Raw genomic sequence first — 25469 nt, forward strand, 5'->3', positions numbered from 1 at the left:
TGGACTACTGTGCGCGAAGGAACGCCAACGTGTGTGACGCAGCGAACATCTGGCTCGGACCCCCTGTCGGGAACGCCATACCGGCGGGTAACGTCCGGGCAGTCCAGTCGTGCTCTGGATTTCAGCCACCGAAGCCCCGAGCACCAGCCCGAGCCTTGGACCGCACCGTCGCATCACACAGTGTCGTGGCGCCGGCGCCCTATGAGGAGCAGCAGTCTTGCGCGAGTTCAGCCTTCCGGCTTTGTACGAGGTCCCCGCGGACGGCAATCTGACCGACATCGTCCGCAGAAACGCCGCGCAGCATCCCGACGTCGCCGTCATCGCCCGCAAGGCGGGAGGCGCCTGGCAGGACGTGACGGCCCGGGAGTTCCTGGCCGAGGTGCACACCGCCGCCAAGGGCCTCATCGCCGCCGGAGTGCAGCCGGGCGACCGGGTGGGCCTGATGTCCCGCACGCGGTACGAGTGGACGCTGCTGGACTTCGCGATCTGGAGCGCGGGCGCGGTCACCGTGCCGGTGTACGAGACCAGCTCCCCGGAGCAGGTGCAGTGGATCCTGTCCGACTCGGGCGCGACGGCCTGCATCGTGGAGCAGCCGGGCCACGCGGCGGCCGTGGAGTCGGTGCGCGAGTCGCTGCCCGCCCTCAAGCACGTGTGGCAGATCGAGGCCGGGGGCGTGGAGGAGCTGGGCCGGCTCGGGCAGGACGTGTCGGACCAGACGGTGGAGGAGCGCAGTTCGCTCGCCCGCGCCGACGTCCCGGCGACCATCGTCTACACGAGCGGCACGACCGGCCGCCCCAAGGGCTGTGTCCTCACCCACCGCAGCTTCTTCGCCGAGTGCGGCAACGTGGTGGAGCGGCTGCGGCCGCTGTTCCGCACCGGTGAGTGCTCGGTGCTGCTCTTCCTGCCGCTCGCGCACGTCTTCGGACGGCTGGTGCAGGTCGCGCCGATGATGGCGCCGATCAAGCTGGGCTGTGTCCCGGACATCAAGAACCTCACCGACGAACTGGCCGCGTTCCGGCCGACGTTGATTCTCGGTGTCCCCCGCGTCTTCGAGAAGGTCTACAACTCCGCGCGTGCCAAGGCGCAGGCGGAGGGCAAGGGCGCGATCTTCGACAAGGCGGCGGACACGGCGATCGCCTACAGCAGGGCGCTGGGCAGCCCGTCCGGCCCGTCGCTCGGCCTGAAGGTCAAGCACAAGGTCTTCGACAAGCTGGTCTACAGCAAGCTGCGCGCGGTGCTCGGCGGCCGGGGCGAGTACGCCATCTCCGGCGGCGCCCCCCTCGGCGAGCGGCTCGGCCACTTCTTCCGCGGCATCGGCTTCACGGTGCTGGAGGGCTACGGCCTGACCGAGTCCTGCGCGGCGACGGCGTTCAACCCGTGGGACCGGCAGAAGATCGGCACGGTCGGGCAGCCGCTGCCGGGCTCGGTGGTACGGATAGCGGACGACGGCGAGGTGCTGCTGCACGGCGAGCACCTGTTCAAGGAGTACTGGAACAACCCGGCCGCGACCGCGGAGGCGCTGGCCGACGGCTGGTTCCACACCGGTGACATCGGCACCCTGGACGAGGACGGCTACCTCAAGATCACCGGTCGCAAGAAGGAGATCATCGTCACGGCGGGCGGCAAGAACGTCGCCCCCGCGGTGATCGAGGACCGGATCCGGGCGCACGCGCTGGTCGCGGAGTGCATGGTGGTGGGCGACGGGCGGCCGTTCGTGGGCGCGCTGGTCACCATCGACGACGAGTTCCTGGACCGTTGGGCGGCCGAGCACGGCAAGCCCGCGGGGTCCACCGCGGCGTCGCTGAAGGACGACCCGGATCTGATCGCGGCGATCCAGGCGGCGGTCGACGACGGCAACGCCGCGGTGTCGAAGGCGGAATCGGTGCGGAAGTTCCGCATTCTGTCCTCCCAGTTCACGGAGGAGTCGGGCCACCTCACCCCGTCGCTGAAGCTCAAGCGGAACGTGGTGGCGAAGGACTACGCGAGCGAGATCGAGGCGATCTACGCGAAGTAGCACGCCTCCTGACGGAGTGTCATGGCGCGGTGTCCTCGGCGAGGACCCGCGCCATCGTGCGTTCGGCGAGCGCGGTGATGGTGACGAAGGGGTTCACGCCGATGTTGCCGGGCACGAGCGAGCCGTCGGTGACGTACAGCCGGTCGTACCCCTTCACCCGGCCGTAGTCGTCGGTGGCCTTCCCGAGGACGCAGCCGCCCAGCGGGTGGTAGCAGAAGTCGTCGGCGAAGACCTTGCTCGTGGAGCCGAACAGGTCGTAGCGGTAGATGGTGGCGTTGGCCAGGTTGATCCGGTCGAACAGCTTCTTGGCCATGCTCACCGAGACCGCGCTCTGGGCGGGGTTCCAGCCGAGTTTCACCGTGCCGGAGGCGGAGTCGTAGGTGAAGGACGCCCGTTCGGGGTTCTTGGTGATCGCCAGGTAGAGGCTGACCCAGTGCTCGAAACCCATGGGCAGCGGGGCGATCTCCGCGAAGACGGGGTTGTCGGTGTTGGCCCAGTCGTCGATGCCCAGCACCGGCATGGTGGCCTCGTTGGCGCCGACGGTGTCCCAGATGTGGTTGGCGCGGCCGAGCATGGTGTTGCCGTTGGGGCCCCAGCCGGCGCCCACGTCGGCGGTGAGGTCGGGCAGGGTGCCGGTGTCCCGGGCGCGGACGAGGAGTTCGCTGGTGCCGAGGCTGCCGCCGCCGAGGAAGAGGGACGTGCAGCTGTACTGCTTGGTCTCCACGACCGCGCCGGTCGCGTCGATCCGGTCGGCGCCCAGGAGGTACGACCCGTCGCTCGCCCTGCTGACCGACGTGACCTTCTCCAGGGTGTGGATCGTGACGTTCCCGGTGCCGAGGGCGGCGGCCAGGTAGGTCTTGTCGAGGCTGCGCTTGCCGTGGTTGTTGCCGTAGATGACCTCTCCGGCGAGCGCGGACCTCGTGGCCGTGCCGGCGGCTTCCTGCTGCATGTAGCCGAAGTCGTAGACGTTCGGCACGAAGGTGGTCTTCAGGCCCGCGTTGCCGGCGGCCTTCCGGGAGGTGCGGGCGAACTGGTACCACTCGGTGGACTCGAACCAGGACGGGTCGATCGTGTTGACGCCGAGCATGGCGCGGGCGCGGGGGTAGTAGGTGCCGTACATCTCGTCGGCGTCGACGGTCGGGAACTGCTCGGTGAAGTACGACTTCACGGGCGTGACCGCCATGCCGCCGTTGACGAGGGAGCCGCCGCCGACGCCCCGGCCGACGTAGACGGACATGTTGTCGTAGTGCACGCGGTCCAGGACGCCGGGGTAGGGGTTGATGGCCTTGTTGACGACGTCCAGCCACAGGAAGGTCGCGAGCGGGGCCTCGGTGCGGGTGCGGAACCACATGGAGCGCTGGTCGGGGGCGAGGGTGGAGCAGAACACCTTGCCGTCGCTGCCGGCGGTGTTCCACAGCTGCCCCATCTCCAGGACGAGGGTGCGGATGCCTGCCTGGCCGAGGCGGAGGGCGGCGACGGCCCCGCCGTAGCCCGAACCGACCACGATCGCCGGGGCGTTGTCGACGGCGGCCGGTTCGGCGGCGTGCGCGGACTGGAGACCGATGCGGGTGAGACCGGCCGTGGCGGCGGTCTGGAGGGCGATCATGCCCAGGATGTGACGTCTAGTCAGCTGACGATGCATCAGTTTTGCTGTCATGTGCGCAGCATGTGCGGATTTTCCGCCTCCGGCTAGAGAAGTGTCCTCAACTTCTCTGCCAAGAGATCCCAGCGCCACTTCTCCTCGACCCAGCTCCGGCCCCGCTCCCCCATCCTGCGGCGCAGCCCGGGGTCCTGGAGCAGGGGGACGATACGGTCGGCGGCCGCGGCCGGATCGCCGCCGCGCACCACCCAGCCGGTCTCGCCGTCGAGTACGGCGTCGGGGGCGCCGCCGGAGTCGCCGGCCACGACCGGCAGGCCCGTCGCGGAGGCCTCCAGGTAGACGATGCCGAGGCCCTCGACGTCCAGGCCGCCGCGGCGGGTGCGGCAGGGCATGGCGAAGACGTCGCCGGCACCGTAGTGGGCCGGCAGCTCGGACCAGGGGACGGCGCCGGTGAAGCGGACGGAATCCGCCACGCCGCTCTCCTCGGCCAGCCGGCGCAGATCCTGCTCGTAGGGGCCTCCGCCGACGACGAGCAGGACGGTGTCGGGCTCGGCCGCGAGGATGCGGGGCATCGCCTGGATGAGGGTGTCCTGTCCCTTGCGCGGGACCAGCCGGGAGACACAGACCACGACCGGGCGGTCGGTGAGGCCGAGCCGGGCGCGGACCTCGTCGCCGCCAGAGCCGGGGTGGAAGGTCTTCTCGTCGACCCCGGGCGGCAGCTGGACCATGCGGCGGGCCGCGGCCGGGGTGAGCGCGGCGGCGATCCTCGAGCGCGTGTACTCGCCGAGATAGGTGATCGTGTCCGTCGACTCGCCGATCCGCCGCAGCAGCTGCCGGGCGGCGGGCAGCTGGGCCCAGCCGGCCTCGTGCCCGTGGGTGGTGGCCACCAGCCGCTCGGCACCGGCCCGGCGCAGCGCGGGCGCCATCAGGCCGAGCGGTGCCGCCGCCCCGAACCACACCGACGTACAGCCGTGCTCACGCAGCAGACCGGCCGCGCGCCGGGTGGCCTGCGGGGTCGGCAGCAGCATGGTCGTACGCTCGCGTACGACGGTGAAGGGCTGCTCGGCGTCGAAGGCGGCCGTGGCCTCGGCGCCTTCCCGGCCGCGCTTCCAGGTGGAGGCGTAGACGACCAGCCGGTCGGGGTCCAGGCGCAGGGCCATGTTGTGCAGGAAGGCCTGGATGCCGCCCGGCCGGGGCGGGAAGTCGTTGGTGACGATCAGGGTCTTGTGCATCGCCGCCGACCCTACCGAACCGGGCGTACGCCATCGGGACCGAACGGGCTCCGTGCGGCCCGGCGCGGCCGGGTCTTGTGGCATGCGCACAGCCAGACACGACATCATGGTCCCGCGACGCGGACACGGAAGCGGAATCGAACGGCAGGGGATCACGTGGAGACGAAGGGCGCCGGGCGGTCCCTGGCATGGGTGCTCACGACCTGGGGCGTCACCCGTCTGGTCCTGCTGCTGTTCGTCTTCCAGGTGCTCGTCTTCCCGGGCCCGGACGTCACCTCCGACGTGTCGGTGATCTACCGCGGCTGGTTCGAGGTGCTGCGGCAGGGAACGTTTCCGCTGGACGACGTGACCTGGCAGTACCCGCCGGCCGCCGCCCTCCCGGTCCTCGCCCCCGCCGTCCTGCCCTTCCTGTCGTACGCGCACGCCTTCTTCATGCTGGCGTTCCTCGCCGACGCGGCCGTGCTCCAGCTGCTGCTGCACGCGGGCCTGCGCCCGGGACGGTCGCTGCGCGGGGCCTGGGTGTGGCTGGCGGGCGTGCCGCTGCTCGGTCCGACGGTGTACGCCCGCTACGACGTGATGGTGACCGCGGTGGCCGTGGCGGCGCTGCTCGCGGGGGTCCGGCGTCCGCGGGTGATGGGCGCGCTGACCGCGTTCGGGGCGATGCTGAAGGTGTGGCCGGCACTGCTGCTGGTGGGCTGCTTCCGGCGCCGGGCGTGGGCATCGGCGGCGGTGGTCGCGGCCGGGCTCGCGGCGGTGTTCACGGTGACCATGCCGGGCGCCTTCTCCTTCCTGACCTTCCAGCGGGAGCGGGGCACCGAGGTGGAGTCGCTGGGCGCCCTGGTCTTCCATGTGGCCCGGCACTTCGGCTGGAGCGGCCAGGTGCTGCTGAACTACGGCTCGATCGAGTTCCTCGGCCCGCATGTCGACCAGGTCAGCACGGTGGCGCTGGCGCTCACCGGGGCCGTGTTCGGCTGGCTGCTGCTGTGGCGGCTGCGGGCGACCCGCAGGACACCGCACACGCTCGCGGACGCGGCCTTCACGGCGGTGCTGCTGTTCACGGTCACGAGCCGGGTGATCAGCCCGCAGTACCTGGTGTGGCTGGTCGGCACGGCCGCGGTCTGCCTGTCGTACCGGGCCAGCCGGATGGCGGCGCCCGCGCTGATGGTCGTGGCCGCGTCCTTCGTCACGGTCCTGGAGTTCCCGCTCGGCTTCGGGCACGTGGTGGCGAGCGACCGGTACGGCGTGCTGCTGCTGGTCGTCCGCAACGGCCTGCTGGTCGCGGCCTCCCTCACGGCGGGCCGCCGGCTGTGGCGCGCGACCGTCACCCCGCCCCCCGCCGCCCCGCTCCCGCCGGAGCCGGCCCGCCACCGGGAGACCCCGGTCTCCTCCTGACCGACCCACGGGGCCCGCACCACCCTGCGCGAGGCCATCCGCAAGCCTCAGCCCAGCTGTGCCCTGACGTACGCCTGCCACTGCGCGGTGAACGCCTCCTGCGTCGTCCCGAGCGTCTTCTTCAGGGCGTCCTCGACCGCGCCCGCCCGCTGTGCGTGGGCGCCGACGGCCCGGTAGAAGGCGCCCAGCCGGGCCGTGCCCCACTGGTCGGCGATCATGCGGCAGGCCAGCCAGCCGCTCTCGTAGGCCTGGGCCAGCTTGGTGGGGTCGCTGGTGAAGCCGAAGTCCTTGTCGGCAGGCAGAGCGGCCGGGGCCCGGCCGTCCTGGACGGAGCGGGTCAGTTCCGGCGCGGCCTCGGTGGGGGTGCGGCCGGTGCCGAGGTAGCCGATCCAGTCCGCGTAGCCCTCGGAGAGCCACAGCGGGGTCGCGGCGGTGGTGTGGGCGCGGGTGGCCACGTGGGTGGTCTCGTGGGTGAGGACGACCTGCTTGCCGAGGTCGCCGAGGGCGGCGTACGCGTCCGGGTTGACCACCACCCGGTCCGCGGGCGCCTGGCCGGAGCCGCCCACCTCGCCCGTGGTGACGGCGGCGATGCCCCGGTAGTTCGCGGCGGGCGAGCCGAGCAGCCCCGCCATGTCGTCCAGGGAGCGCGGGACGAGGACGACGACCCGGCGGCTCCAGTCCGTGCCCCACGCGCGGGAGACGGCCGGGACCGCGCGGTCGGCGAGCCCGGCGTAGGCGCGCAGTTCGCCGGTCGTCCGGCCGGTGCCCAGCACCAGGCTGTGCGCACCCTGGACGACGGTCACCGGACCCTGGTCCCACAGCTGCTGCCCGGCCTCCTCCGCGGGCCGGTCGGCGCTGACGTACCACTTCCCGTCGGCGGTGCGGCCGAGGGTGAGGGTGCGGCGGGCGTCGACGGGGGCCGTGTCGTACCCGGCGACGCGGTAGCTCAGGTCGGCGTCGGCGGTGGCGCCGGCGGCGGTGTCGCGTACGGCGGTGACCCGGTAGGTCCAGGAGGCCAGCGGGAGGGCGCGCAGCCGGGTGTAGTCGGTGCGGGTGCCGGTCACCGCGTACGTCGTCTCGTCGTGGCCGAGGAGGGCCGTCGAGCGCCGGTCGAGCAGGTGCTGGACGTCGGCCTTCGCCGAGTCCGCGCCGCTCGGCCCGCCGCACCCGGTCGAGGCCAGCAGCAGACAGAGGCCGGCCGCCGCGATCCCCCGCGCCCAGGCGGAGCGCGGGCCGGCATCGGCATGCGGATCCGCCACGGGGCGCGACCGGCGCGGCACCTCGCACGTCACGGCGTTATCGACTGGACGTTCACCCACGGTCCGATCGTAGGGCCCGGCACGCATGCGTCAGGGGCGGGTGACCGAGGAGATCGGCATCATCCCGACGGGGTCGTAGCGCACCGCGGCGCCCGGGTAGGGGGCGTGGATGACCTGGCCGTTGCCGACGTACATGCCCACATGGCTGGCGTCGGAGCGGTAGACCACCAGATCTCCGGGCCGGGCCTCGGACAGCGGGACCTGCCGGCCGGCGAGGCGCTGCTCCTGCGAGGTGCGCGGCAGATGGAGGCCGGCGTGCGCGTAGGACCACTGCATCAGGCCCGAGCAGTCGAAGCCGGAGGGGCCGTTGGCGCCCCAGACGTAGGGGCGGCCGAGGACCGACTGGGCGGCGGCCACGGCGGCGGCGGCACGGGCGTCCGGGGCGACGGCACCGGTCAGGTCGGGCAGATCGACGCGGCCGTCCCGGGAGACGTGGTCGAAGGCGGCGCGGGCGGCGGGCGGCAGGGCGCCGAGCAGTTGGCGGGCCTTGGCGAGCTTCTTCTCGACGGTCTTCTTGTGCACGGCCACGGCCTTGCGGCTGCGCTCCAGCTCGGCGAGCTTCCCGGCCGCCTCGGAGCGCTCCTGGGTGAGTTCCCGCAGGGCCGTGGTCAACTCCCGTAGCTGACCCGCCTGTTGGTCGCCGATGCGATCGAGGGTGGTGGCCTTGTCCAGGTAGTCGTCGGGGTTGTCGGAGAAGAGCAGCGCGACGGCCGGGTCGATGCCCCCGGCCCGGTACTGGGCGCCGGCCAGCGACCCGAGGTGCTCGCGCAGGGTGTTGATGCGCTGCTGCTGCCGGGCGATGTGGTCCTGTGCGTCGCTCACCTCGCGGCGCAGCCCGTCCGCCAGCTCCTGGGCCTTGTCGAAGGCCTGGGTCGCCTGCTCGGCCTCCTGGTAAAGGCGGTCCACCTCGGCGCGGGTGTCGGCGTGCGGCGCCGCTTGCGCGGGTACGGCGCCGAGCGCGGCTGCGGCGGCCGACAGCACGCACAGGGCGGCGGCACCCCGGTCAAATCCGGAGGAGGCAAGGCGGCGGTGAGACCCCACGGCGGTCCTTCTGCAGGTGGACAGATACCGCTCCCCCGGCGCCTGGGGACGGGGAGGCCCCGGCGTCGGGGGAGCGCGGCAGACAGTAGCCGTACGCGAGGGGCCGGGCCAAAGACCGTGAGGGCAACACACAGTGACGCCCCGCCGCTGACGCAGGTCATTGGCGGGGCGTGGAGTCAGTTCCGGTTCACGGGATTCGCCCGTTCGGGCGCCCCGTGTCAGCGTTTCGCGCGAGCCCACAAGGGTCTCGCAGGGATGTCGCGGGGGTGCTCAGACCCGGACGCCGAACTGGAACGGCATGTCGGACATGGCCTCGTAGCGGACCACGGCACCGGTGTGCGGGGCGTGCAGCACCTGGCCGTTTCCGGCGTACAGGCCGACGTGGTGGATGTCGCCGTAGAAGAAGACCAGGTCGCCGACCTGGAGGTCGTTGACGGAGCTGATCCGGGTGCCGATGGTGGCCTGCTGCTCGGAGGTGCGCGGTATGGAGACGCCGGCCTGGGCGTAGGCCCAGGAGGTCAGGCCCGAGCAGTCGTAGGAGGCGGTGCCGGTGGCGCCGTAGACGTAGGGCTTGCCGATCTGCGACTGGGCCGCGGCGAAGGCAGCCGCGGCACGGCCGGAGGCAGGCGGCGTGTTGCCGAGGTCGACGCGCTCGGTGGAGGAGCGGTCGGCGCGCTGCTGCTCGGCGGCCAGCTGCTGCTTCTCCTTGGCCGTCAGGGTGTTGAGGAGCTTCTGCGCGTCGGCGAGCTTGCCCTGGACGTCCTTTTTGTTCTGTTCCAGCTGCGCACGGGTGGCCGAGAGGTCCTTGAGCTTCTCCGTGGCCTCGGCACGCTCCTGGGCCAGTTCGCGCTGTTTGTCCTGGATCTTCTTCAGCGAGTCGACCTGCTGGGCGCTCAACTGGTCGAGCGTGGAGGCCTTGTCGAGGAAGTCGTCCGGGTTGGAGGACAGGAAGAGCTGGACCGAGGGGTCGATGCCGCCGGAGCGGTACTGCGAGGTGGCCAGCGAACCCAGGCCGTCGCGCAGCTTGTTGAGGTCCTGCTGGCCCCGGGCGACGTTGTCCTGGATGGTGGAGATGTCCTTCTGCAGCTTCTGCTGCTGCTCGTTCGCCCCGTTGTACTTCTCGGTGGCCTGCTCGGCCTCCTCGTACAGCTTGTCGACCTTGGCCTTGACCTGGTCCTTGCTGAGCTTCTGGCTCGGCGCGGCGTTGGCGGCGTTCGCGCTCAGCACGACGGCAGCGGCGGCTGCGGTGGTCAGCACGGTCACGCGGGCGCGACTCTGCTGCTTGGGTCGACGATGGGACGCCACGGAGGACGAACTCCTTCTTGTGAGTGAGTGAGTGATCACCCGTTCGGAGGTTCGAGCCCTGACCCTAGTGACCCACTTGTGATCAGTTCAAATCCCAACGGCAAAAAATCCCGTCACTCAAGGCATTCTTTGCACACAACTCACATGCTGTGAGATGTGCTTGACCCTGGGTTGCCCGAAGATCAGGCCAATTCGGGCATTAGCTGTGCTCGTTGGACCTTCAGGACAGTCGCTTGAGAAGCACCGCAGACGCGACCGGTCGGGCACCCGCCTTGGCGACACCGTCGGCCACCTCACGGTCGGTGGAGGCGACGATGACCGGACGGCCCGGCGGCTCCGCGCGCACCAGCTGACGGATCAGCTCGTCGGCCGTCACCCCCGGCTTGGAGAACAGCACCCGCACCCCGCGCGGCGGTGCGAGCAGCACCGGCGCGGCCAGCTCGGCACCGTCGAAGACACAGGTCACCTCGGCGCCGGTCTGCGCGGCGAGCGCCGAGAGCTGGCCCAGCAGCCTGAGCCGCTGCTTCTCCAGCGGCATCTGCGGATAGCCGGTCTTGGTGACGTTGTAGCCGTCGACCACCAGATGCGCCTGCGGCAGCGCGAGCAACTGGTCGAGGATGGCCGGGTCGTTCTCGGACAGGGCGCGCGCCGCGATGTCCTTCGGGGTCATCCGGCCCGGCTCGACGGCGTCCACGGTCTCGGCCGGCCGCACGGACACCGGCGGCAGGGCCAGCTCCCGCCGCAGGCCCTGGGTGGCGTCCAGCAGGGTGTCCAGCAGCAGCCGTACCCGCATGTCCTCCACGCTGCGGCCCTCGCGGGCCGCCCGCCGGGTCGCCTCCAGTGCGGCCTCGGCCTCGCCGAGGCGGGCCTTGAGCCGGCGGGACTCGCTCTCGGCGGACGACACCTGCGCCTGCGCCTCGGCCCGCGTGGCGTCGATCTCGCCCTGCACCTTGCGCAGCGCGGCCTCGCCCCGCTTGACGTCGCTGAGGGCGGCACGGAGCTTGCGGTGCAGGGATTCCGCTTCCTTCTTCGCCGACTCCAGCTCCGCGCGCAGCCGTTCCGTCTCGGCGCGGGTGTGGTCACGGGCCTGGGCCAGTTCCGTGCGCAGCCGCTCCAGCTCGGCCCGGCTCTCCTCGTCGGCCCGCTCGGCGTCCGCCCGCTGGGCCTCCTCACCGGCCGCGGCGACCAGCTTCACCCAGCCCGCCGGACGCAGTACGTAGGCCGCGGCCGCCACGTCGAGCGGGTCCGCGGCCGGGGGCGGGGAGCCGGAGTCGAGGGCGCCGGCCAGTTCCGGCTGGGCCTCTCTGAGCTTCTCCCCGATCCGCTGCCGGAACAGCGGATCGGTCTCCAGCGCCGCCGCCATCGCGTTCCCGGCGAACTTCGCCCGGCGATTGGGGGCGAACCGGGCGTACTGCCTCAACTGGGCGGGCAGTTCGGTCACGGTCAGCCCGCCGAAGCCATCCGAGACGATCTGGACGACCCGACGGCGCACGCCGTCGGGCAGCGGACGGTCAAGCACCTCGGCGGTGCCGTCGCCCGGCCCCCCGCCTGTGGTCTCCACCATCCGTCACACCCCACTACTTCACTTCTGCCACGTCACTTCTGCCGCGCCATTCTCCCGGGCCGCTGCGCTCAGGATTCCGTGCCCGGCCTGTCCACGAGTTCCACCTGGTCCACCGCGTTGCACCAACGACAGCGCACCGATTCGATGGTCTCACTGACCACCTCGCGCTCCTCCACCGTCGGCTCGCCGGCCAGATCGAGATGGACGTACTCGACGACCTTCGACGAACGGGTCACGTCGAACCGGGTGAGATTGCCGCACAGGGTGCAGCGCCACCGGGTGGTCGCGGTCGGCAGGGGAACCGTCATCGTGGCAGTCCGCTTCCTTCTCGTTGTCGCTCGTCGTCGCTCGTCGTCGCTTCCGCGCCGCCGGCCGACGCGTGTGGCTCGTAACCCTACGGCCTGGCGGGGACTCGCCGCCCGTCCGTCCACGACGGCGAGGCGGTCTGTCGGCATGCGTCCCGTTACGTCATGCTCTGTGTTCATGATCAGTGAGCGGAGCACGACGGCCGGCAGGACCCTCAGAGCGGTCCGGAGCACTTCAGCACCCCTCACCTACGGACTCATCGCCCTGTGCTGCCTGCTCTTCGTCCTCGGCCCGGCCTCCGGGCTCACCCCCGCGTACGGCACCGGGCAGGCGCTCGCCGCCGCGCAGCGGGCCTACTTCCGGCACTGGGGCGTGGTGCCGTCCGACCTGTTCGACGGGCCGGCCCGCGAGGCCCTCACCCCCGCCACGGCCCTGTTCGTGCACGGCAGCTGGGTGCATCTGCTCGGCAACATGCTCTTCCTCTTCGTCTTCGGAGCGATGACCGAGGAACGGATGGGCCGGATCGAGTTCGCCCTCTTCTACGCCGGCTGCGGCTATCTGGCCCTGCTGGGCTACGCGGCCGCCAACGCCGACTCCGAGCAGTCGCTGGTGGGCGCCTCCGGGGCGATCTCCGCGGTCCTCGGCGCGTTCCTCTATCTCTTCCCGCGCGCGCGTGTGACCAGCCTTCTGCCGTTCCTGCTCTTCCTGCCGCTGCGGTTCCCCGCGTGGGTCGTGCTGCCGTTCTGGGTGGCGGTGCAGTGGGCGGCGGCGGAGCAGGCCGGCGACGGGCCGGGGGTGGCGTATCTGGCGCACCTGGTGGGGTTCGGGCTGGGCTTCGTCTACGCGTGGGTGCGTTACGGGCGTGCGACTAGAGTGAAGTGCAGCCCAGCTCCGGCACCCGAGGGAGAGAACCAACCGTGATCACCGCGATCGTCCTCATCAAGACCAGCGTGGACCGGATCCCCGAGATCGCGGAGCAGATCGCTTCGCTGGAGTCGGTGAGCGAGGTTTTCTCCGTCACGGGTACGTACGACCTGATCGCGATGGTCCGGGTGCGGCGGCACGAGGACCTGGCCGAGGTCATCCCGGGGCGGATCAGCAAGATCCCGGGCGTGGAGGTCACGGACACGCATGTGGCGTTCCGGACGTACTCCCAGCACGACCTGGAGGCGGCCTTCGCGATCGGACTGGACTCCTGATCGGCTGAAAGCCGCCCCGGCCGGGGGTTCACGTCTCACACGGCGGGCACGCAGCGGCCGTCCTCCGTGCGGTACGTCCACTTCGCACCCTCGGTGACCAGTTCCTTCACCGCGTTCACGAAGCGCTCGACGTGCTCGTCCGGAGTGCCCGCGCCGAAGCTCACCCGGATGGCGTTGAGGGACTTCTCGCCCGGGGCCGCCTCGGGGGCGCCGCACTCGCCCTGGGTCTCGGGGTCACTGCCCAGCAGGGTGCGGACCAGGGGGTGGGCGCAGAAGAGGCCGTCGCGGACGCCGATGCCGTACTCGGCGGAGAGCGCGGCGGCGAAGTGGGAGCTGTTCCAGCCGTCCACCACGAAGGAGATCACGCCCACGCGCGGGGCGTCGTCACCGAACAGCGAGAGGATCCGCACCTCGGGGACCTCCGCGAGGCCCTCGCGGACCCTGGCGACCAGGTGCTGCTCGCGGGCGACCAGGGTGTCCCAGCCGGCTTCGGTGAGCGCCTTGCAGGCCGACGCGATCGAGTAGGCGCCGATGACGTTCGGCGAGCCGGCCTCGTGCCGGGCCGCGCTCTCGTGCCACTCCACGGCCACTCCCCCGTCCGGGCGCCGGCTCACCCTGCGGCTGGCGCCGCCGCCCGCGAGGTACGGCTCGGCCGCGCGCAGCCAGTCGGCGCGGCCCGCGAGGACGCCGGAGCCGAAGGGTGCGTACAGCTTGTGCCCGGAGAAGGCGACCCAGTCGACGTCCAGGTCATGGATGTCCACCCGGTGGTGCGGGGCCAGCTGGGCGGCGTCCAGGACGATCCGGGCGCCATGGGCGTGCGCGGCGGCGGCCAGCTCGCGCACCGGCCACAGCTCGCCGGTGACGTTGGAGGCGCCGGTGACACAGACCAGGGCCGGGCCGCGACCCCCGTCGCTCGACGGGGTGCGGGCGGCGAGGGCCCGCTCCAGGGTCTCGACGGCCTGCCGTGGGGTGCGCGGGGCGTTGAGGCAGGTGACCTTCGCGTCCTGCCAGGGCAGCAGGGAGGCGTGGTGCTCGGTCTCGAAGACGAAGACCTGGCAGTCGGCGGGGAGGGCGCGGGCGAGCAGGTTGAGGGAGTCCGTGGTCGAGCGGGTGAAGATCACCTGGTCGTCGGCGCGGCAGCCGAGGAACTCGGCGACCGTCCTGCGGGCGTTCTCGAACAGGTCCGTGGAGAGCTGCGAGAGATAGCCGGCGCCGCGGTGGACGCTGCCGTAGTACGGCGCGTAGCCGGCGACGTCGTCCCAGACGCGCTGGAGGGCGGGGGCGCTGGCCGCGTAGTCGAGGGCCGCGTAGGTGACTTCGCCGCCCGTCACGAGCGGGACGGTGACATCCCTGCCCAGAACGGGCAGCGGGGAACAAACGGACTGGTCAGCGGCAAGGGTGGAGACGGACATGGCTCAACTCCCGTGAAGGCAGATGTCATTCACCACGTGAGCAGACAGGGCTCGAACGGTGGTGGAGTGAAAAGGGGATGCGGAAGCGGGGCTCTGCGGCCCTATCGCATTCGCTTGCTCACGGAAGGCTCCCTCGAGGACCAGGACCCCTGGTGTACGAGGGGTCCGCGCTTGCCGTAGACCTCGCTGCCTACGACCTGGTCTTCACCCGGGGCACCCCGCCACGGACGGAGGGTTGCCGGACAGCCGGCCGGGGCCTGAAGGCTGTCACTCATGACCTGGCTCGTATCCTGCCACACGATCTTCAGCGCGCAAGGCGCAGTCCGGTATTCGGACCGCGCCTTGTGTCACATCGGGCGGGGGTCAGCGGTGCGTGGCCGCCACCCAGCGTTCCAGGGCCCGCTTCGCCGCGCCCGAGTCGATCGACTCGGCGGCGCGGGCCATGCCGGCGCGGAGCTGTTCGGTGAGCGGGGCGTCCGTCGGCTCCAGGGCCACCAGCGCCGCGGCGGAGTTCAGCAGGACGGCGTCCCGCACCGGGCCCTGCTCGCCGTCCAGCACCCGGCGGGCCACCTCCGCGTTGTAGGCGGCGTCGGCGCCGCGCAGGGCCTCGACGGGGACGAGGTCGATGCCGACGTCGCGCGGGTCGAAGGTCTCCTCGGTGACCTTGCCGTCCCGGACCACCCAGACACGGGACGTGGACGTCGTCGTCAGCTCGTCCAGACCGTCGTCGCCGCGGAAGACCAGCGAGGAGTTGCCGCGCTCGGCGAGGACACCGGCCACGATCGGCGCCATCCGCGGGTCGGCCACCCCGACGGCCTGGGAGCGCACGTTGGCCGGGTTGGTCAGCGGACCGAGCACGTTGAAGGTCGTCCGGATGCCCAGCTGGGCACGGGCCGGGGCGACATGACGCAGGGACGGGTGGAACCGCACCGCGAAGCAGATGGTGATGCCGGCCTCTTCGGCGACCTCGACGACCCGCTTCGGGGTCAGGTTCAGATTGATCCCGAGCTGCTCCAGGACGTCGGAGGAGCCGGAGGCGGAGGACGCGGCGCGGTTGCCGTGCTTGACGACCTTGGTGCCCGTGCCCGCGACCACGATCGACGACATCGTGGAGATGTTCACCGTCTTGGCGCCGTCGCCGCCGGTGCCGACGATGTCGACGGCCGGGCCCGGCACCTCGATCACGTTGGCGTGCGCGTACATCGTCCGGACGAGGCCGCTGATCTCCTCGACCGTCTCGCCCTTGGCCCGCAGCGCCACCATGAAGGCGGCGATCTGCGCGTCGGTCGCCTCGCCGCGCATGATCAGGTCCATCGCCCACGCGGTGTCGTCGGCGGACAGGTCGTGGCCGGTCAGCAGGCCGTTCAGCAGGGCGGGCCAGGAGCGGCCCGCCGCGGTGTCGCCTCCAGCGGGGGTCACAGCGCTCATAGCCGCTCCAGGGGGGTGTCGTACAGACGAAATCGGTGGTTGATCCCACCCTATCGGCCCCGGGACACGGCGAAGGGCCCCGTCCGAGAGTCGGACGGGGCCCTTCTGCCGTCGTGTGGCGACGTGAGGATCAGTGGTGGCCGTGGCCGCTCGTGATCTCCTTGTACTCGTCGACGGTCGGCTTCGGGATCTGGCTGTCCTCGCCGTAGTAGGCGTTGGACATCTTCACCCGCAGCTTCTCCGAGGCCGGCACCTTGCGCTGGACGCCGTTCTCGTCGACCGCCGGGCCGATCTGGGCCGGCTCGTACTGGTTGTGCGCGGTGAGCGTGTGCAGCTGCTCCTGGCTGAGCGGCTCGTGCACCTCGATGAACTCACCGTGCGGCAGCCGCTTGATGATGCCGGTCTCGCGACCGTGCAGCACCTTCTCGCGGTCGCGACGCTGCAGACCCAGGCAGATCCGCTTGGTGGCGATGAACGCGATGACCGGACCGACGAAGACGAAGATCCGCACGAACCAGGTGACCGCGTTGATCGACAGGTGGAAGTGCGTGGCCCACAGGTCGTTGCCGCCGCCGATCAGCAGGGTCAGGTACACCGTCATCCAGGCGGCGCCGAAACCGGTGCGGGTCGGGGCGTTGCGCGGACGGTCCAGGATGTGGTGCTCGCTCTTGTCGCCGGTGACCCAGGACTCGATGAACGGGTAGACCGCGATCGCGACCAGCACCAGCGGGAAGATCACCAGCGGGATGAACACACCCAGGACGAGCGTGTGGCCCCAGAAGTTGATCTCCCAGCCCGGCATGAAGCGGATCAGACCCTCGGAGAAGCCCATGTACCAGTCGGGCTGGGCGCCGGTGGACACCTGGTCCGGACGGTAGGGGCCCATGGCCCAGATCGGGTTGATCTGGGCGACCGCCGCGATGACCGCGATGACACCGAAGACCAGGAAGAAGAAGCCTCCGGCCTTGGCCATGTACACCGGCAGCAGCGGCATGCCGACGACGTTCTTCTCGCTCTTTCCGGGACCCGCGAACTGCGTGTGCTTGTGGTAGAAGACCAGGATCAGGTGCGCCACCATCAGGCCGAGCATGATGCCCGGCAGCAGCAGGATGTGGATCGAGTAGAACCGGGCGACGAAGTCGTGGCCGGGGAACTCTCCGCCGAAGAGGAACATCGACAGGTACGTGCCGACGATCGGCACGGACAGGATCGCGCCCTCCATGAAGCGGACACCGGTGCCGGAGAGCAGGTCGTCCGGGAGCGAGTAACCGGTGAAGCCGGTGAACATGCCGAGGACGAACAGCAGGAAGCCGAACAGCCAGTTGATCTCACGCGGCTTGCGGAACGCGCCGGTGAAGAACACGCGCATCATGTGCACGAACATGCCGGCGAGGAAGATCAGCGCCGCCCAGTGGTGGATCTGCCGCATGAGCAGACCGCCACGCACGTCCATGGAGATGTGCACAGTCGAGTTGAACGCCTCGGACATCAGCTGTCCCTGGAGCGGGACGTAGCTGCCGTGGTACACGACCTCGTTCATCGACGGGTGGAAGAACAGTGTCAGATAGACACCCGTCAGGATGATGATGATGAAGCTGTACATGCACACTTCGCCCAACATGAACGACCAGTGGTCGGGGAAGATCTTGCGCATGTTGCTCTTGGCCAGGGAGTAGATCCCGAGTCGGCCGTCGACCCAGTCGGCGACGCGCTCGCCGGCCGGGTCCTTCCCGCGCGAGCGGGAGGTGTCGTTCGCTGTAGTGCTCATCCGCGCTCCCAGAATGCAGGACCGACGGGCTCCTCGAAGTCGCCCAGCGCCTGGAGGTAACCCTCACTGTCCACACCGATCCGCAGCTGCGGCAGGGCGTGGCCGGCGGGACCGAAGATCACTCGGGCTCCGTCGGAGAGGTCGAAGGTGGACTGGTGGCACGGGCAGAGCACGTGGTGCGTCTGCTGCTCGTACAGGGAGATCGGGCAGCCGACGTGGGTGCAGATCTTCGAGAAGGCGACGACGCCCTCGTGCGACCAGTCGAGCTCGCGCTTGTCCTTGATGTTGCCCGGCTGCAACCGGACGATCATCAGGGCGGCCTTGGCGATCTCGTTCTGGAAATCCTCGGCCGTCTCCTCCAGCCCGTCGGGCTTGGCGAAGGTGAGGGATCCGACGGCGATGTCCTCGGGCCGCAGCGGCTGGTTCGTGTTCATGTTGACCAGGCGCTTGCCCTTGGCCCACAGGGTGTGCCGCAGCATGGTCTTCGGCGCCGGGCCGAGACCGCCGAGCAGGAAGACGCCGGAGAGCGGCACCAGGGTCAGCGCGCCGAACATCGTGTTGCGGATCAGCTTGCGACGGCCGAACCCGGACTCCTCGGCACCCTGGCGGAAGTCCTCCAGGACCTTCGCCCGCGTCTCGGGCGGGGCCTCGATCGCGTGCCGGTCGTCCGCCATCTCGACGTCGGACATCAGGGTGCGGGCCCAGTGGACCGCGCCCGCGCCGATGCAGAACAGCGCCACACCGAGGGTCAGGCCCAGCGAGAAGTTCAGCGCGCTGATGTGACCGATCGGGAAGACGAAGATCGACTTGTCGTGCGGGATCGCCAGGTAGCAGGCGATGAAGGCGACGGTGGCGAGCATCGACACCGTGAACAGCAGGGCGACGACGCGCTCGGACCGCTTGGCGGCCCGCTCGTCGATGTCCTGGATCCGGTGCTCGTGCGGGGGCAGTCCCGGGTCGGAGAACGGGTTCTCCTCGTCCGCGACGCTCACTGCGCCGTGCGCGTGGTCCTGCTCAGCGGGCAGGTTCTCTTCTGGAATGTCTTGGCTACTCATGACTTCTTGGCCTTTGCGGTCCGAGCGGCGACCCAGACGGCGACCGCGATCAGTGCGCCGAGGCCGAAGATCCAGGCGAACAGACCCTCACTGACCGGCCCGAGGCCGCCCAGCTCCAGACCGCCCGGGTTCTCCGTCTTGTCGCCGTTGACCGCGTTCAGGTACGCGATGATGTCCTTCTTGTTCTGCGACGTCATCGTGGTGTCGGGGAAGGACGGCATGTTCTGCGGGCCCGTCTGCATGGCCTCGTAGATGTGCTTCGGAGCGACACCCTCCAGGCTCGGCGCGAACTTGCCCTTGGTCAGGGCACCGCCCTTGCCGGTGAAGTTGTGGCACTGCGCGCAGTTGGTGCGGAACAGCTCGCCACCCTTGGCGATGTCCGCGCCCTCAGGGCCGTACTGCTGCGAGGTCGGAACGTTCGGGCCGGCGCCCAGCGAGGCGACGAACGCGGCGAGCTGGTCGATCTGCGTCTGGTTGTAGATGACCTTCTTGCTCGGGACCTGAGCGCCCTGCGAGGTGGCGGCCGGCATACGGCCGGTGCCGACCTGGAAGTCGACGGCCGCGGCGCCCACGCCGACCAGGCTGGGCCCGTCGGAGGAGCCCTGGCCACCGGTGCCGTGGCAGCTGGCGCAGCCGACCTCGTAGAGCTTCTTGCCCTCTGTGATGGTCAGGGACTGGGAGGTTTCATCGGCCTGGGCCTTGCTCGCGGGTGCGAACGCGGCGTACAGCCCCCCAGTGGCCGCCAGCGCGAGGAGTAGGACGACGACCGCCGCCAGCGGATGGCGTCGTCGTACGGAGAGCTTTTTCACGGATTACCCCGGTGTCAGGATCTTCTGCGTCGATGCTTCTGGATGTGCGGGAGCCGGTCCCGCTACTTGATCAGGTAGATCGTGGCGAAGAGGCCGATCCAGACCACGTCGACGAAGTGCCAGTAGTAGGACACGACGATGGCGGCGGTCGCCTGCTCGTGGGTGAACCTCTTCGCCGCGTAGGTACGGCCGAGGACGAACAGGAAGGCGATGAGGCCGCCCGTCACGTGCAGGCCGTGGAAGCCGGTGGTCAGGTAGAACACCGAGCCGTACGGGTCGGAGGACAGCGAGATGCCGTCCTTCTTCACCAGCTCCGTGTACTCGTAGATCTGACCGCCGATGAAGATCGCACCCATGATGAAGGTGACGATGAACCAACCACGGAGCTTCTTCACGTCCCCGCGCTCGGCCGCGAACACGCCGAGCTGACAGGTGAGTGAGGAGAGCACCAGGATCGTGGTGTTCGTCGCGGAGAAAGGCACATTGAGCGCGTGCGCCATGTGCTTCCAGTGATCCGGTCCGGTCACCGAGCGGAGGGTGAAGTACATCGCGAAGAGGGCCGCGAAGAACATCAGCTCGGAACTCAGCCAGATGATGGTTCCGACGCTGGTGAGGTTCGGCCTGTTGACCGACGGGTGCGCGTGCCCGGTTTCTACTGTCGTTGCTGTCGCCACGACCGACATTATGTCGGTCGCTTATCCCGCCCTCACTCCGGGGGGTGCCGTTCGGAGTGTTGCTGCCCGCCGAACCGGTGCTGACGTGGTGTTCATGGACACTTCGACGGGAGTAACATCCGCCCGAACGGCCCTGTCCGTCCCGTCCGTACGACGCCGACGTCCCGGAGGAACAATGCAGCCGACCGCCACCGTGCTGGTCTACAGCGACGACTCCAACACCCGCGAACAGGTACGGCTGGCAGCCGGGCGCAGGCCGGCTCCCGACGTCCCCTTTGTCGAGTTCGTGGAGTGCGCGACGCCGGACGCGGTGCTGCGTGAGCTGGACCGCGGCGGCATCGACGTGTGCGTGCTCGACGGCGAGGCCGTGCCGTTGGGGGGCATGGGGGTGTGCCGGCAGATCAAGGACGAGGTGTTCAACTGCCCGCCGGTGCTTCTCCTCATGGGCCGGCCGCAGGACGCCTGGCTGGCCACGTGGAGCCGGGCCGATGCCGCGGTGACCCTGCCGGTGGACCCGGTCGAGTTCGCTTCCTCGCTCGCCTCTCTGCTGCGGCACAAGCGGTTGTTGAGCGCCTAGCGGCCCGGGGCGAGGGGTTCGTGCGCGCGCGTGGGTCCGTGGGGCCTCACGCGCCCACACCGCGGCCCCGCGCCCCCGAGGGTCGCTCACAGGGCCGTTGGCCGGAGTCTTGCCACGTCCTGCGGGCTCTGGCTGTTCGCCGTGCCGTTCGTCAGCGCGGTGCCCTTGCGCCATTTCTTCCAGTCGACGTTCCAGTCGCCGAAGCCGTTGCCGAAGGGTTCCATCTCCGCGCCGTTGGAGTTGACGACCTTGACGATGTCTCCGTCCCGGACGGTGTCGAAGAACCACTCGGCGTTCGCCGTACTCATGCCCGTGCAGCCGTGGCTGACGTTCGCGGAGCCCTGTGAACCCACGGACCAGGGCGCGGCGTGGACGTACTCGCCGGACCAGGTCACCCGGGTGGCCCAGTAGACCAGCAGGTCGTAGGAGTCGGAGGTGCCCGCGGCGATACCGATCGTGGTGCCGCGCATCCGTACGAAGTGCTGCTTGTCCAGTACGACTTTGACACCGTTGCGGGTCTCGTAGCCGGGCCTGCCCGTGGTGATGGGGATCTCCTTGATCTCCTGGCCGTTCTTGTAGACCGTCATCCGGTGCGCGGCGGCGTCCGTGAGGGCCTCGACCCGGTCTCCCGTGGTGATCTTCAGCGGTTTGGACGCGGTGCCCCACAGCCGGTCGCCGACCCGGATGCCGTCCAGGTTGCTGTGCACCGTGATGGTGGCGTGGACGGGCCAGTACTCCTTGGGCCGGTAGTGGAGTTCCTTGCCGCTCACCCAGTACCAGGAGCCCTGCACGGCCGGCGTGGAGTCCACCCTGAGGGCCCGCTCGACGACGGCACGCTGCGCCCTGTCCTTGATCTCCTGGTCGAGTTGGGCGGTGATGGGCTGTCCGACCCCGTACTCGCCCGACTCCGGGCCGAGCGTGACGGTCAGCCGCTTGCGGGCGGCGGGCTTGCTGGTGTCGAGCGTGAGGACCTTGCGGCCGGGTGAGCCGTCCTCGTCCTCCGTGCTCACCGCGACCGTGTAGTGGGCGTTGGCGGCCAGCGGGGAGGTGCTGTGCCATCTGCTGCCGTCGGCGGTGAGTTCGCCCGCCAGGCGGCGCCCTGTGGCGTCCTGGGCGGTGACGTCGGTGATCCTGCCGTCATCGCCCTTGAGGGTGACCTCCAGGGGCTTGTCCGGGTCGGCCCGTTCCCCCGCACCGGTGGGGCCGCTGATGGAGATCAGGCCCGCCGCGTCGTACGGCTCGGCCGACAGGGGGTTCCCGTCCGAACCGCAGGCGGTGACGCCCGCGCCCAGAGCGGTCACCAGCAGAGTGCAGCTGACGACGGTGCGGGTCCGCGGAGTGTGGTTCATACGATCACGCTAAGAGTGACCGAGTCTCCAGGCGCGGCAGGTACCTCGTACGAGTGAGCGACACTACGGCATTGGAAGGACAGCACACCGTCTGATCAGCCGGAAAAGGCGGAAGCCCGGACCCTCCTGATGGAGTGTCCGGGCTTCCGGTGCGTGCTCTTGTGTGCTACTGGGTGCGGTTCTCACCGTGGTAGTACTCGAACACCCAGCCGAACAGGCCGATCATGATGATCGGGGCGGCGAAGTAGATCAGCCACCAGCCGACCGCGATGCTGAGGAAGGCGATCGCACCGCCGAAGCCCAGCATCAGCGGCTGCCAGCTGTGCGGGCTGAAGAAGCCCAGCTCGCCCGCGTCGTCCGCGACGTCGGCCTCCTTGTCGTCCTGGGCGCCCGCGTCGACCCGCCGGGCGGTGAAGCCCAGGTAGAAGCCGATCATGACGCTCAGGCCGAAGGCCAGGAAGAGTGCGGTGGTACCGGCCGGCTCCTTCGACCACACGCCATAGACGATCGCCATGACGAGGATGAAGACGGCCAGCCAGATGAACATCCGGCCCTGGATCTTCACTTGCCGGCCTCCTTGCTGCCCGCGATGGCACCGTGACCGGAGTGCTCAAGCTGCTCGAGAGCGGCGATCTCGGGGTGGTGCAGGTCGAACGCCGGGGATTCGCTGCGGATCCGCGGCAGGGTGACGAAGTTGTGCCGCGGCGGCGGGCAGGAGGTCGCCCACTCGAGCGAGCGGCCGTAGCCCCACGGGTCGTCGACGTCGACCTTCTTGCCGTACTTGGCCGTCTTCCACACGTTGTAGAGGAACGGCAGGATCGACAGGCCGAGCAGGAACGAGCTGATGGACGAGACCGTGTTCAGGGCGGTGAAGCCGTCGGCCGCCAGGTAGTCGGCGTAACGACGCGGCATGCCCTCGGCACCCAGCCAGTGCTGGACCAGGAAGGTGCCGTGGAAGCCGATGAACAGCGTCCAGAAGGTGATCTTGCCGAGGCGCTCGTCCAGCATCTTGCCCGTCATCTTCGGCCACCAGAAGTGGAAGCCGGAGAACATGGCGAAGACGACCGTACCGAAGACCACGTAGTGGAAGTGGGCCACCACGAAGTACGAGTCGGAGACGTGGAAGTCCATCGGCGGCGAGGCCAGGATGACACCGGTCAGACCACCGAACGTGAAGGTGATCAGGAAGCCGGTCGCCCAGAGCATCGGTGTCTCGAAGGACAGGCTGCCCTTCCACATCGTGCCGATCCAGTTGAAGAACTTCACACCGGTCGGTACGGCGATCAGGAAGGTCATGAAGGAGAAGAACGGCAGCAGCACACCACCGGTGACGTACATGTGGTGGGCCCACACCGTCACGGACAGACCGGCGATCGAGATGGTCGCGGCGATCAGGCCCATGTAGCCGAACATCGGCTTGCGGGAGAAGACCGGGATGACCTCGGAGATGATGCCGAAGAAGGGCAGCGCGATGATGTACACCTCTGGATGGCCGAAGAACCAGAAGAGGTGTTGCCACAGCAAGGCTCCGCCGTTTGCCGCGTCGAACACATGGGCGCCGAATTTTCGGTCCGCCTCCAGGGCGAACAGCGCGGCGGCCAGCACCGGGAAGGCGAGCAGGACCAGGACGGCGGTCAGCAGCACGTTCCACACGAAGATCGGCATGCGGAACATGGTCATGCCCGGAGCGCGCATGCAGATGATCGTGGTGATGAAGTTGACCGCACCGAGGATCGTGCCGAAGCCGGAGAAGGCCAGACCCATGATCCACATGTCGGAGCCGATGCCCGGCGAGCGGACCGCGTCCGACAGCGGGGAGTAGGCGAACCAGCCGAAGTCGGCCGCGCCCTGCGGGGTGAGGAAGCCGCCCACCGCGATGGTCGAGCCGAACAGGTACAGCCAGTAGGCGAACATGTTCAGCCGCGGGAACGCCACGTCGGGCGCGCCGATCTGCAGCGGCATGATCCAGTTCGTGAAGCCGGCGAACAGCGGCGTCGCGAACATCAGCAGCATGATCGTGCCGTGCATCGTGAACGCCTGGTTGAACTGCTCGTTCGACATGATCTGCAGGCCCGGACGGGCCAGCTCGGCGCGCATCAGCAGCGCCATCACGCCGCCGATCAGGAAGAACGCGAACGAGGTGACCAGATAGAGCGTGCCGATCGTCTTGTGGTCGGTGGTCGTCAGCCACTTCACCACGACGTTGCCGGGCTGCTTGCGCCTGACCGGCAGCTCGTTCTCGTACGAGTCTTCAGCTGCCGCGGCACCCTGGGGTTCGTTGAGGATGCTCACAGGTTGTTCGTCTCCCGGTTCTTCTCGTGGCTCGTCTGCGCGATGCCGGCGGGAATGTAACCGGTCTGCCCCTTCTTGGCGAGGTCCTTGAGGTGCTGCTCGTACGCCGCCGGGGAGACGACCTTCACGTTGAACAGCATCCGGGAGTGGTCGACGCCGCAGAGCTCGGCGCACTTGCCGAGGAAGGTGCCCTCATGGTTGGGGGTCACCTGGAACGAGTTGGTGTGGCCCGGGATCACGTCCATCTTCATCAGGAACGGCACCACCCAGAAGGAGTGGATGACGTCACGAGAGGTCAGGACGAAGCGGACCGTCTTGCCCTTGGGGAGCCAGAGCGTCGGACCGGGGTTGTTCGTCTGCGGGTTCCGCGTGCCGGGGGTACCGACGTCGTAGACACCGCCGGCGTGCACCGGGAAGTCCTTCTTGAACCGGTCCGGAATGGCGTCCAGGTTCTTGTCGGTCTTGGCGTCGCCGGTGACACCGGGGACGTTCTCGACGTAGTTGAAGCCCCAGCTCCACTGGAAGCCGACCACGTTGACCGTGAGGTCCGGCTTCTTGGAGAGGTCCAGGAGCTTCGACTCGTCCCGGGCCGTGAAGTAGAAGAGCACCGAGATGATGATGATCGGGACCACCGTGTACAAGGCCTCGATCGGCATGTTGTACCGGGTCTGCGGAGGTACCTCGACCTTGGTGCGGCTGCGCCGGTGGAAGAAAGCACTCCACAGGATCAGGCCCCACACCAGCACGCCGACGGCGAGCGCGGCAGCCCAGGAGCCCTGCCACAGGGAGAGGATCCGCGGAGCCTCTTCCGTGGTCGGGGTGGGCATACCAAGGCGGGGGAAGTCCTTGTATGTGCAACCGGTTGCGGTCGCCAGGACCAGGCCCGCGGTCATTGCCTGCAGCAGCTTCCGCCGCATCGGGCGCCGCGGCGAGCGGTCGGAGCCGTTGGGACTCACGTAGCGCCTTCCCGAGAGTCTCGCCCGCGCTGTCGGCTGCGGCCTTCTCGCTGGTCGGTCGCCGCCCTGCGTCGGGCAGGGGTTTGGATGTTTATGCGGACCAAACCCTAGCCGACGCCCTCCGGGGGTTCGCGGGGAGGGGGGCATTCGCGTCGCCTGTCACTCGGTTGGGGTGGG

Annotated in this window: 22 protein-coding genes and 1 riboswitch; of the genes, 5 read left to right on the forward strand and 17 right to left on the reverse strand. The window is 69.6% G+C overall.

Annotated features, from left to right (window positions below; all coding sequences use genetic code 11):
• The first annotated feature begins 217 nt into the window (after positions 1-217).
• Positions 218-2014, forward strand: coding sequence for an AMP-dependent synthetase/ligase (locus ADK64_RS00855; RefSeq protein WP_053653865.1), 1797 nt, complete (start codon positions 218-220; stop codon positions 2012-2014).
• A 19-nt stretch (positions 2015-2033) separates the two neighbouring features.
• On the opposite strand, the gene ADK64_RS00860 is transcribed toward ADK64_RS00855, so the two are convergent.
• Positions 2034-3671 (reverse strand): GMC oxidoreductase, encoded by a 1638-nt coding sequence (locus ADK64_RS00860; RefSeq protein ID WP_234384418.1) that lies wholly within the window; start codon positions 3669-3671, stop codon positions 2034-2036.
• A gap of 32 nt (positions 3672-3703) precedes the next feature.
• Positions 3704-4846, reverse strand: coding sequence for a glycosyltransferase family 4 protein (locus ADK64_RS00865; protein ID WP_053653869.1), 1143 nt, complete (start codon positions 4844-4846; stop codon positions 3704-3706).
• 156 nt (positions 4847-5002) lie between these two features.
• Between ADK64_RS00865 and ADK64_RS00870 the strand changes: the two genes are divergently transcribed.
• Positions 5003-6238: a glycosyltransferase 87 family protein gene (locus tag ADK64_RS00870; protein WP_053653871.1), complete on the forward strand. Its 1236-nt coding sequence runs from the start codon at positions 5003-5005 to the stop codon at positions 6236-6238.
• A 47-nt stretch (positions 6239-6285) separates the two neighbouring features.
• On the opposite strand, the gene ADK64_RS00875 is transcribed toward ADK64_RS00870, so the two are convergent.
• The 5 genes from ADK64_RS00875 to ADK64_RS00895 all read right to left on the reverse strand — a co-directional run bounded on the left by ADK64_RS00875 (position 6286) and on the right by ADK64_RS00895 (position 11775).
• Positions 6286-7446 (reverse strand): hypothetical protein, encoded by a 1161-nt coding sequence (locus tag ADK64_RS00875; RefSeq protein ID WP_053654368.1) that lies wholly within the window; start codon positions 7444-7446, stop codon positions 6286-6288.
• Positions 7447-7587: 141 nt separating this feature from the next.
• Positions 7588-8598 carry an NlpC/P60 family protein gene (locus ADK64_RS00880; protein WP_078992421.1) on the reverse strand — a complete coding sequence of 337 codons (1011 nt, stop codon included), beginning with the start codon at positions 8596-8598 and terminating at the stop codon, positions 7588-7590.
• A gap of 270 nt (positions 8599-8868) precedes the next feature.
• A complete protein-coding gene (locus tag ADK64_RS00885; RefSeq protein ID WP_053653873.1) occupies positions 8869-9903 on the reverse strand; it encodes a C40 family peptidase in 1035 nt (344 codons plus the stop codon).
• Between the two features lie 220 nt (positions 9904-10123).
• Complete coding sequence (locus tag ADK64_RS00890) at positions 10124-11467, reverse strand: NYN domain-containing protein (protein WP_053653875.1); 1344 nt, start codon at positions 11465-11467, stop codon at positions 10124-10126.
• A gap of 68 nt (positions 11468-11535) precedes the next feature.
• A complete protein-coding gene (locus ADK64_RS00895) occupies positions 11536-11775 on the reverse strand; it encodes a hypothetical protein (RefSeq protein ID WP_053653877.1) in 240 nt (79 codons plus the stop codon).
• Positions 11776-11950: 175 nt separating this feature from the next.
• Here ADK64_RS00895 and ADK64_RS00900 point away from each other — a divergent pair, with 175 nt between their 5' ends.
• Both ADK64_RS00900 and ADK64_RS00905 read left to right on the forward strand, forming a co-directional pair.
• Positions 11951-12694: a rhomboid family intramembrane serine protease gene (locus tag ADK64_RS00900; protein WP_053654372.1), complete on the forward strand. Its 744-nt coding sequence runs from the start codon at positions 11951-11953 to the stop codon at positions 12692-12694.
• Positions 12691-12972 (forward strand): Lrp/AsnC family transcriptional regulator, encoded by a 282-nt coding sequence (locus ADK64_RS00905; protein WP_053653880.1) that lies wholly within the window; start codon positions 12691-12693, stop codon positions 12970-12972. The genes ADK64_RS00900 and ADK64_RS00905 overlap by 4 nt, the downstream gene beginning before the upstream one ends.
• 35 nt (positions 12973-13007) lie before the next feature.
• On the opposite strand, the gene ADK64_RS00910 is transcribed toward ADK64_RS00905, so the two are convergent.
• The 6 genes from ADK64_RS00910 to ADK64_RS00935 all read right to left on the reverse strand — a co-directional run bounded on the left by ADK64_RS00910 (position 13008) and on the right by ADK64_RS00935 (position 20127).
• Positions 13008-14384, reverse strand: coding sequence for an aminotransferase class V-fold PLP-dependent enzyme (locus ADK64_RS00910; RefSeq protein WP_053653882.1), 1377 nt, complete (start codon positions 14382-14384; stop codon positions 13008-13010).
• 162 nt (positions 14385-14546) lie between these two features.
• Positions 14547-14663: riboswitch (SAM riboswitch) on the reverse strand.
• 84 nt (positions 14664-14747) lie between these two features.
• The gene (trpD, locus tag ADK64_RS00915; RefSeq protein ID WP_053653884.1) at positions 14748-15812 is read right to left on the reverse strand and encodes an anthranilate phosphoribosyltransferase; all 1065 of its coding nucleotides are present in this window, start codon (positions 15810-15812) and stop codon (positions 14748-14750) included.
• A gap of 130 nt (positions 15813-15942) precedes the next feature.
• Positions 15943-17580, reverse strand: coding sequence for a cytochrome b (locus ADK64_RS00920; protein ID WP_053653886.1), 1638 nt, complete (start codon positions 17578-17580; stop codon positions 15943-15945).
• Positions 17577-18635 carry a ubiquinol-cytochrome c reductase iron-sulfur subunit gene (locus ADK64_RS00925; RefSeq protein ID WP_053653888.1) on the reverse strand — a complete coding sequence of 353 codons (1059 nt, stop codon included), beginning with the start codon at positions 18633-18635 and terminating at the stop codon, positions 17577-17579. The genes ADK64_RS00920 and ADK64_RS00925 overlap by 4 nt, the downstream gene beginning before the upstream one ends.
• Complete coding sequence (locus tag ADK64_RS00930) at positions 18632-19444, reverse strand: c-type cytochrome (protein ID WP_053653889.1); 813 nt, start codon at positions 19442-19444, stop codon at positions 18632-18634. The genes ADK64_RS00925 and ADK64_RS00930 overlap by 4 nt, the downstream gene beginning before the upstream one ends.
• A 62-nt stretch (positions 19445-19506) precedes the next feature.
• Positions 19507-20127 (reverse strand): cytochrome c oxidase subunit 3, encoded by a 621-nt coding sequence (locus ADK64_RS00935; RefSeq protein ID WP_053653891.1) that lies wholly within the window; start codon positions 20125-20127, stop codon positions 19507-19509.
• A gap of 166 nt (positions 20128-20293) precedes the next feature.
• Between ADK64_RS00935 and ADK64_RS00940 the strand changes: the two genes are divergently transcribed.
• A complete protein-coding gene (locus tag ADK64_RS00940; protein ID WP_053653893.1) occupies positions 20294-20695 on the forward strand; it encodes a response regulator transcription factor in 402 nt (133 codons plus the stop codon).
• A gap of 86 nt (positions 20696-20781) precedes the next feature.
• Here the strand turns inward: ADK64_RS00940 and ADK64_RS00945 are convergent, their stop codons facing one another.
• The 4 genes from ADK64_RS00945 to coxB form a co-directional block, all read right to left on the reverse strand.
• Complete coding sequence (locus ADK64_RS00945; RefSeq protein ID WP_053653895.1) at positions 20782-22044, reverse strand: L,D-transpeptidase; 1263 nt, start codon at positions 22042-22044, stop codon at positions 20782-20784.
• Positions 22045-22210: 166 nt separating this feature from the next.
• Positions 22211-22609, reverse strand: coding sequence for a cytochrome c oxidase subunit 4 (locus ADK64_RS00950; protein ID WP_053653897.1), 399 nt, complete (start codon positions 22607-22609; stop codon positions 22211-22213).
• Complete coding sequence (gene ctaD / locus ADK64_RS00955; RefSeq protein ID WP_053653899.1) at positions 22606-24336, reverse strand: cytochrome c oxidase subunit I; 1731 nt, start codon at positions 24334-24336, stop codon at positions 22606-22608. The genes ADK64_RS00950 and ctaD overlap by 4 nt, the downstream gene beginning before the upstream one ends.
• A complete protein-coding gene (gene coxB, locus ADK64_RS00960; protein ID WP_053653901.1) occupies positions 24333-25292 on the reverse strand; it encodes a cytochrome c oxidase subunit II in 960 nt (319 codons plus the stop codon). Before coxB ends, ctaD begins: the two co-directional genes overlap by 4 nt.
• Positions 25293-25469: the final 177 nt, after the last annotated feature.

Origin of the sequence: Streptomyces sp. MMG1121 (genome assembly GCF_001280015.1) — a bacterium.
Lineage (GTDB): Bacteria > Actinomycetota > Actinomycetes > Streptomycetales > Streptomycetaceae > Streptomyces.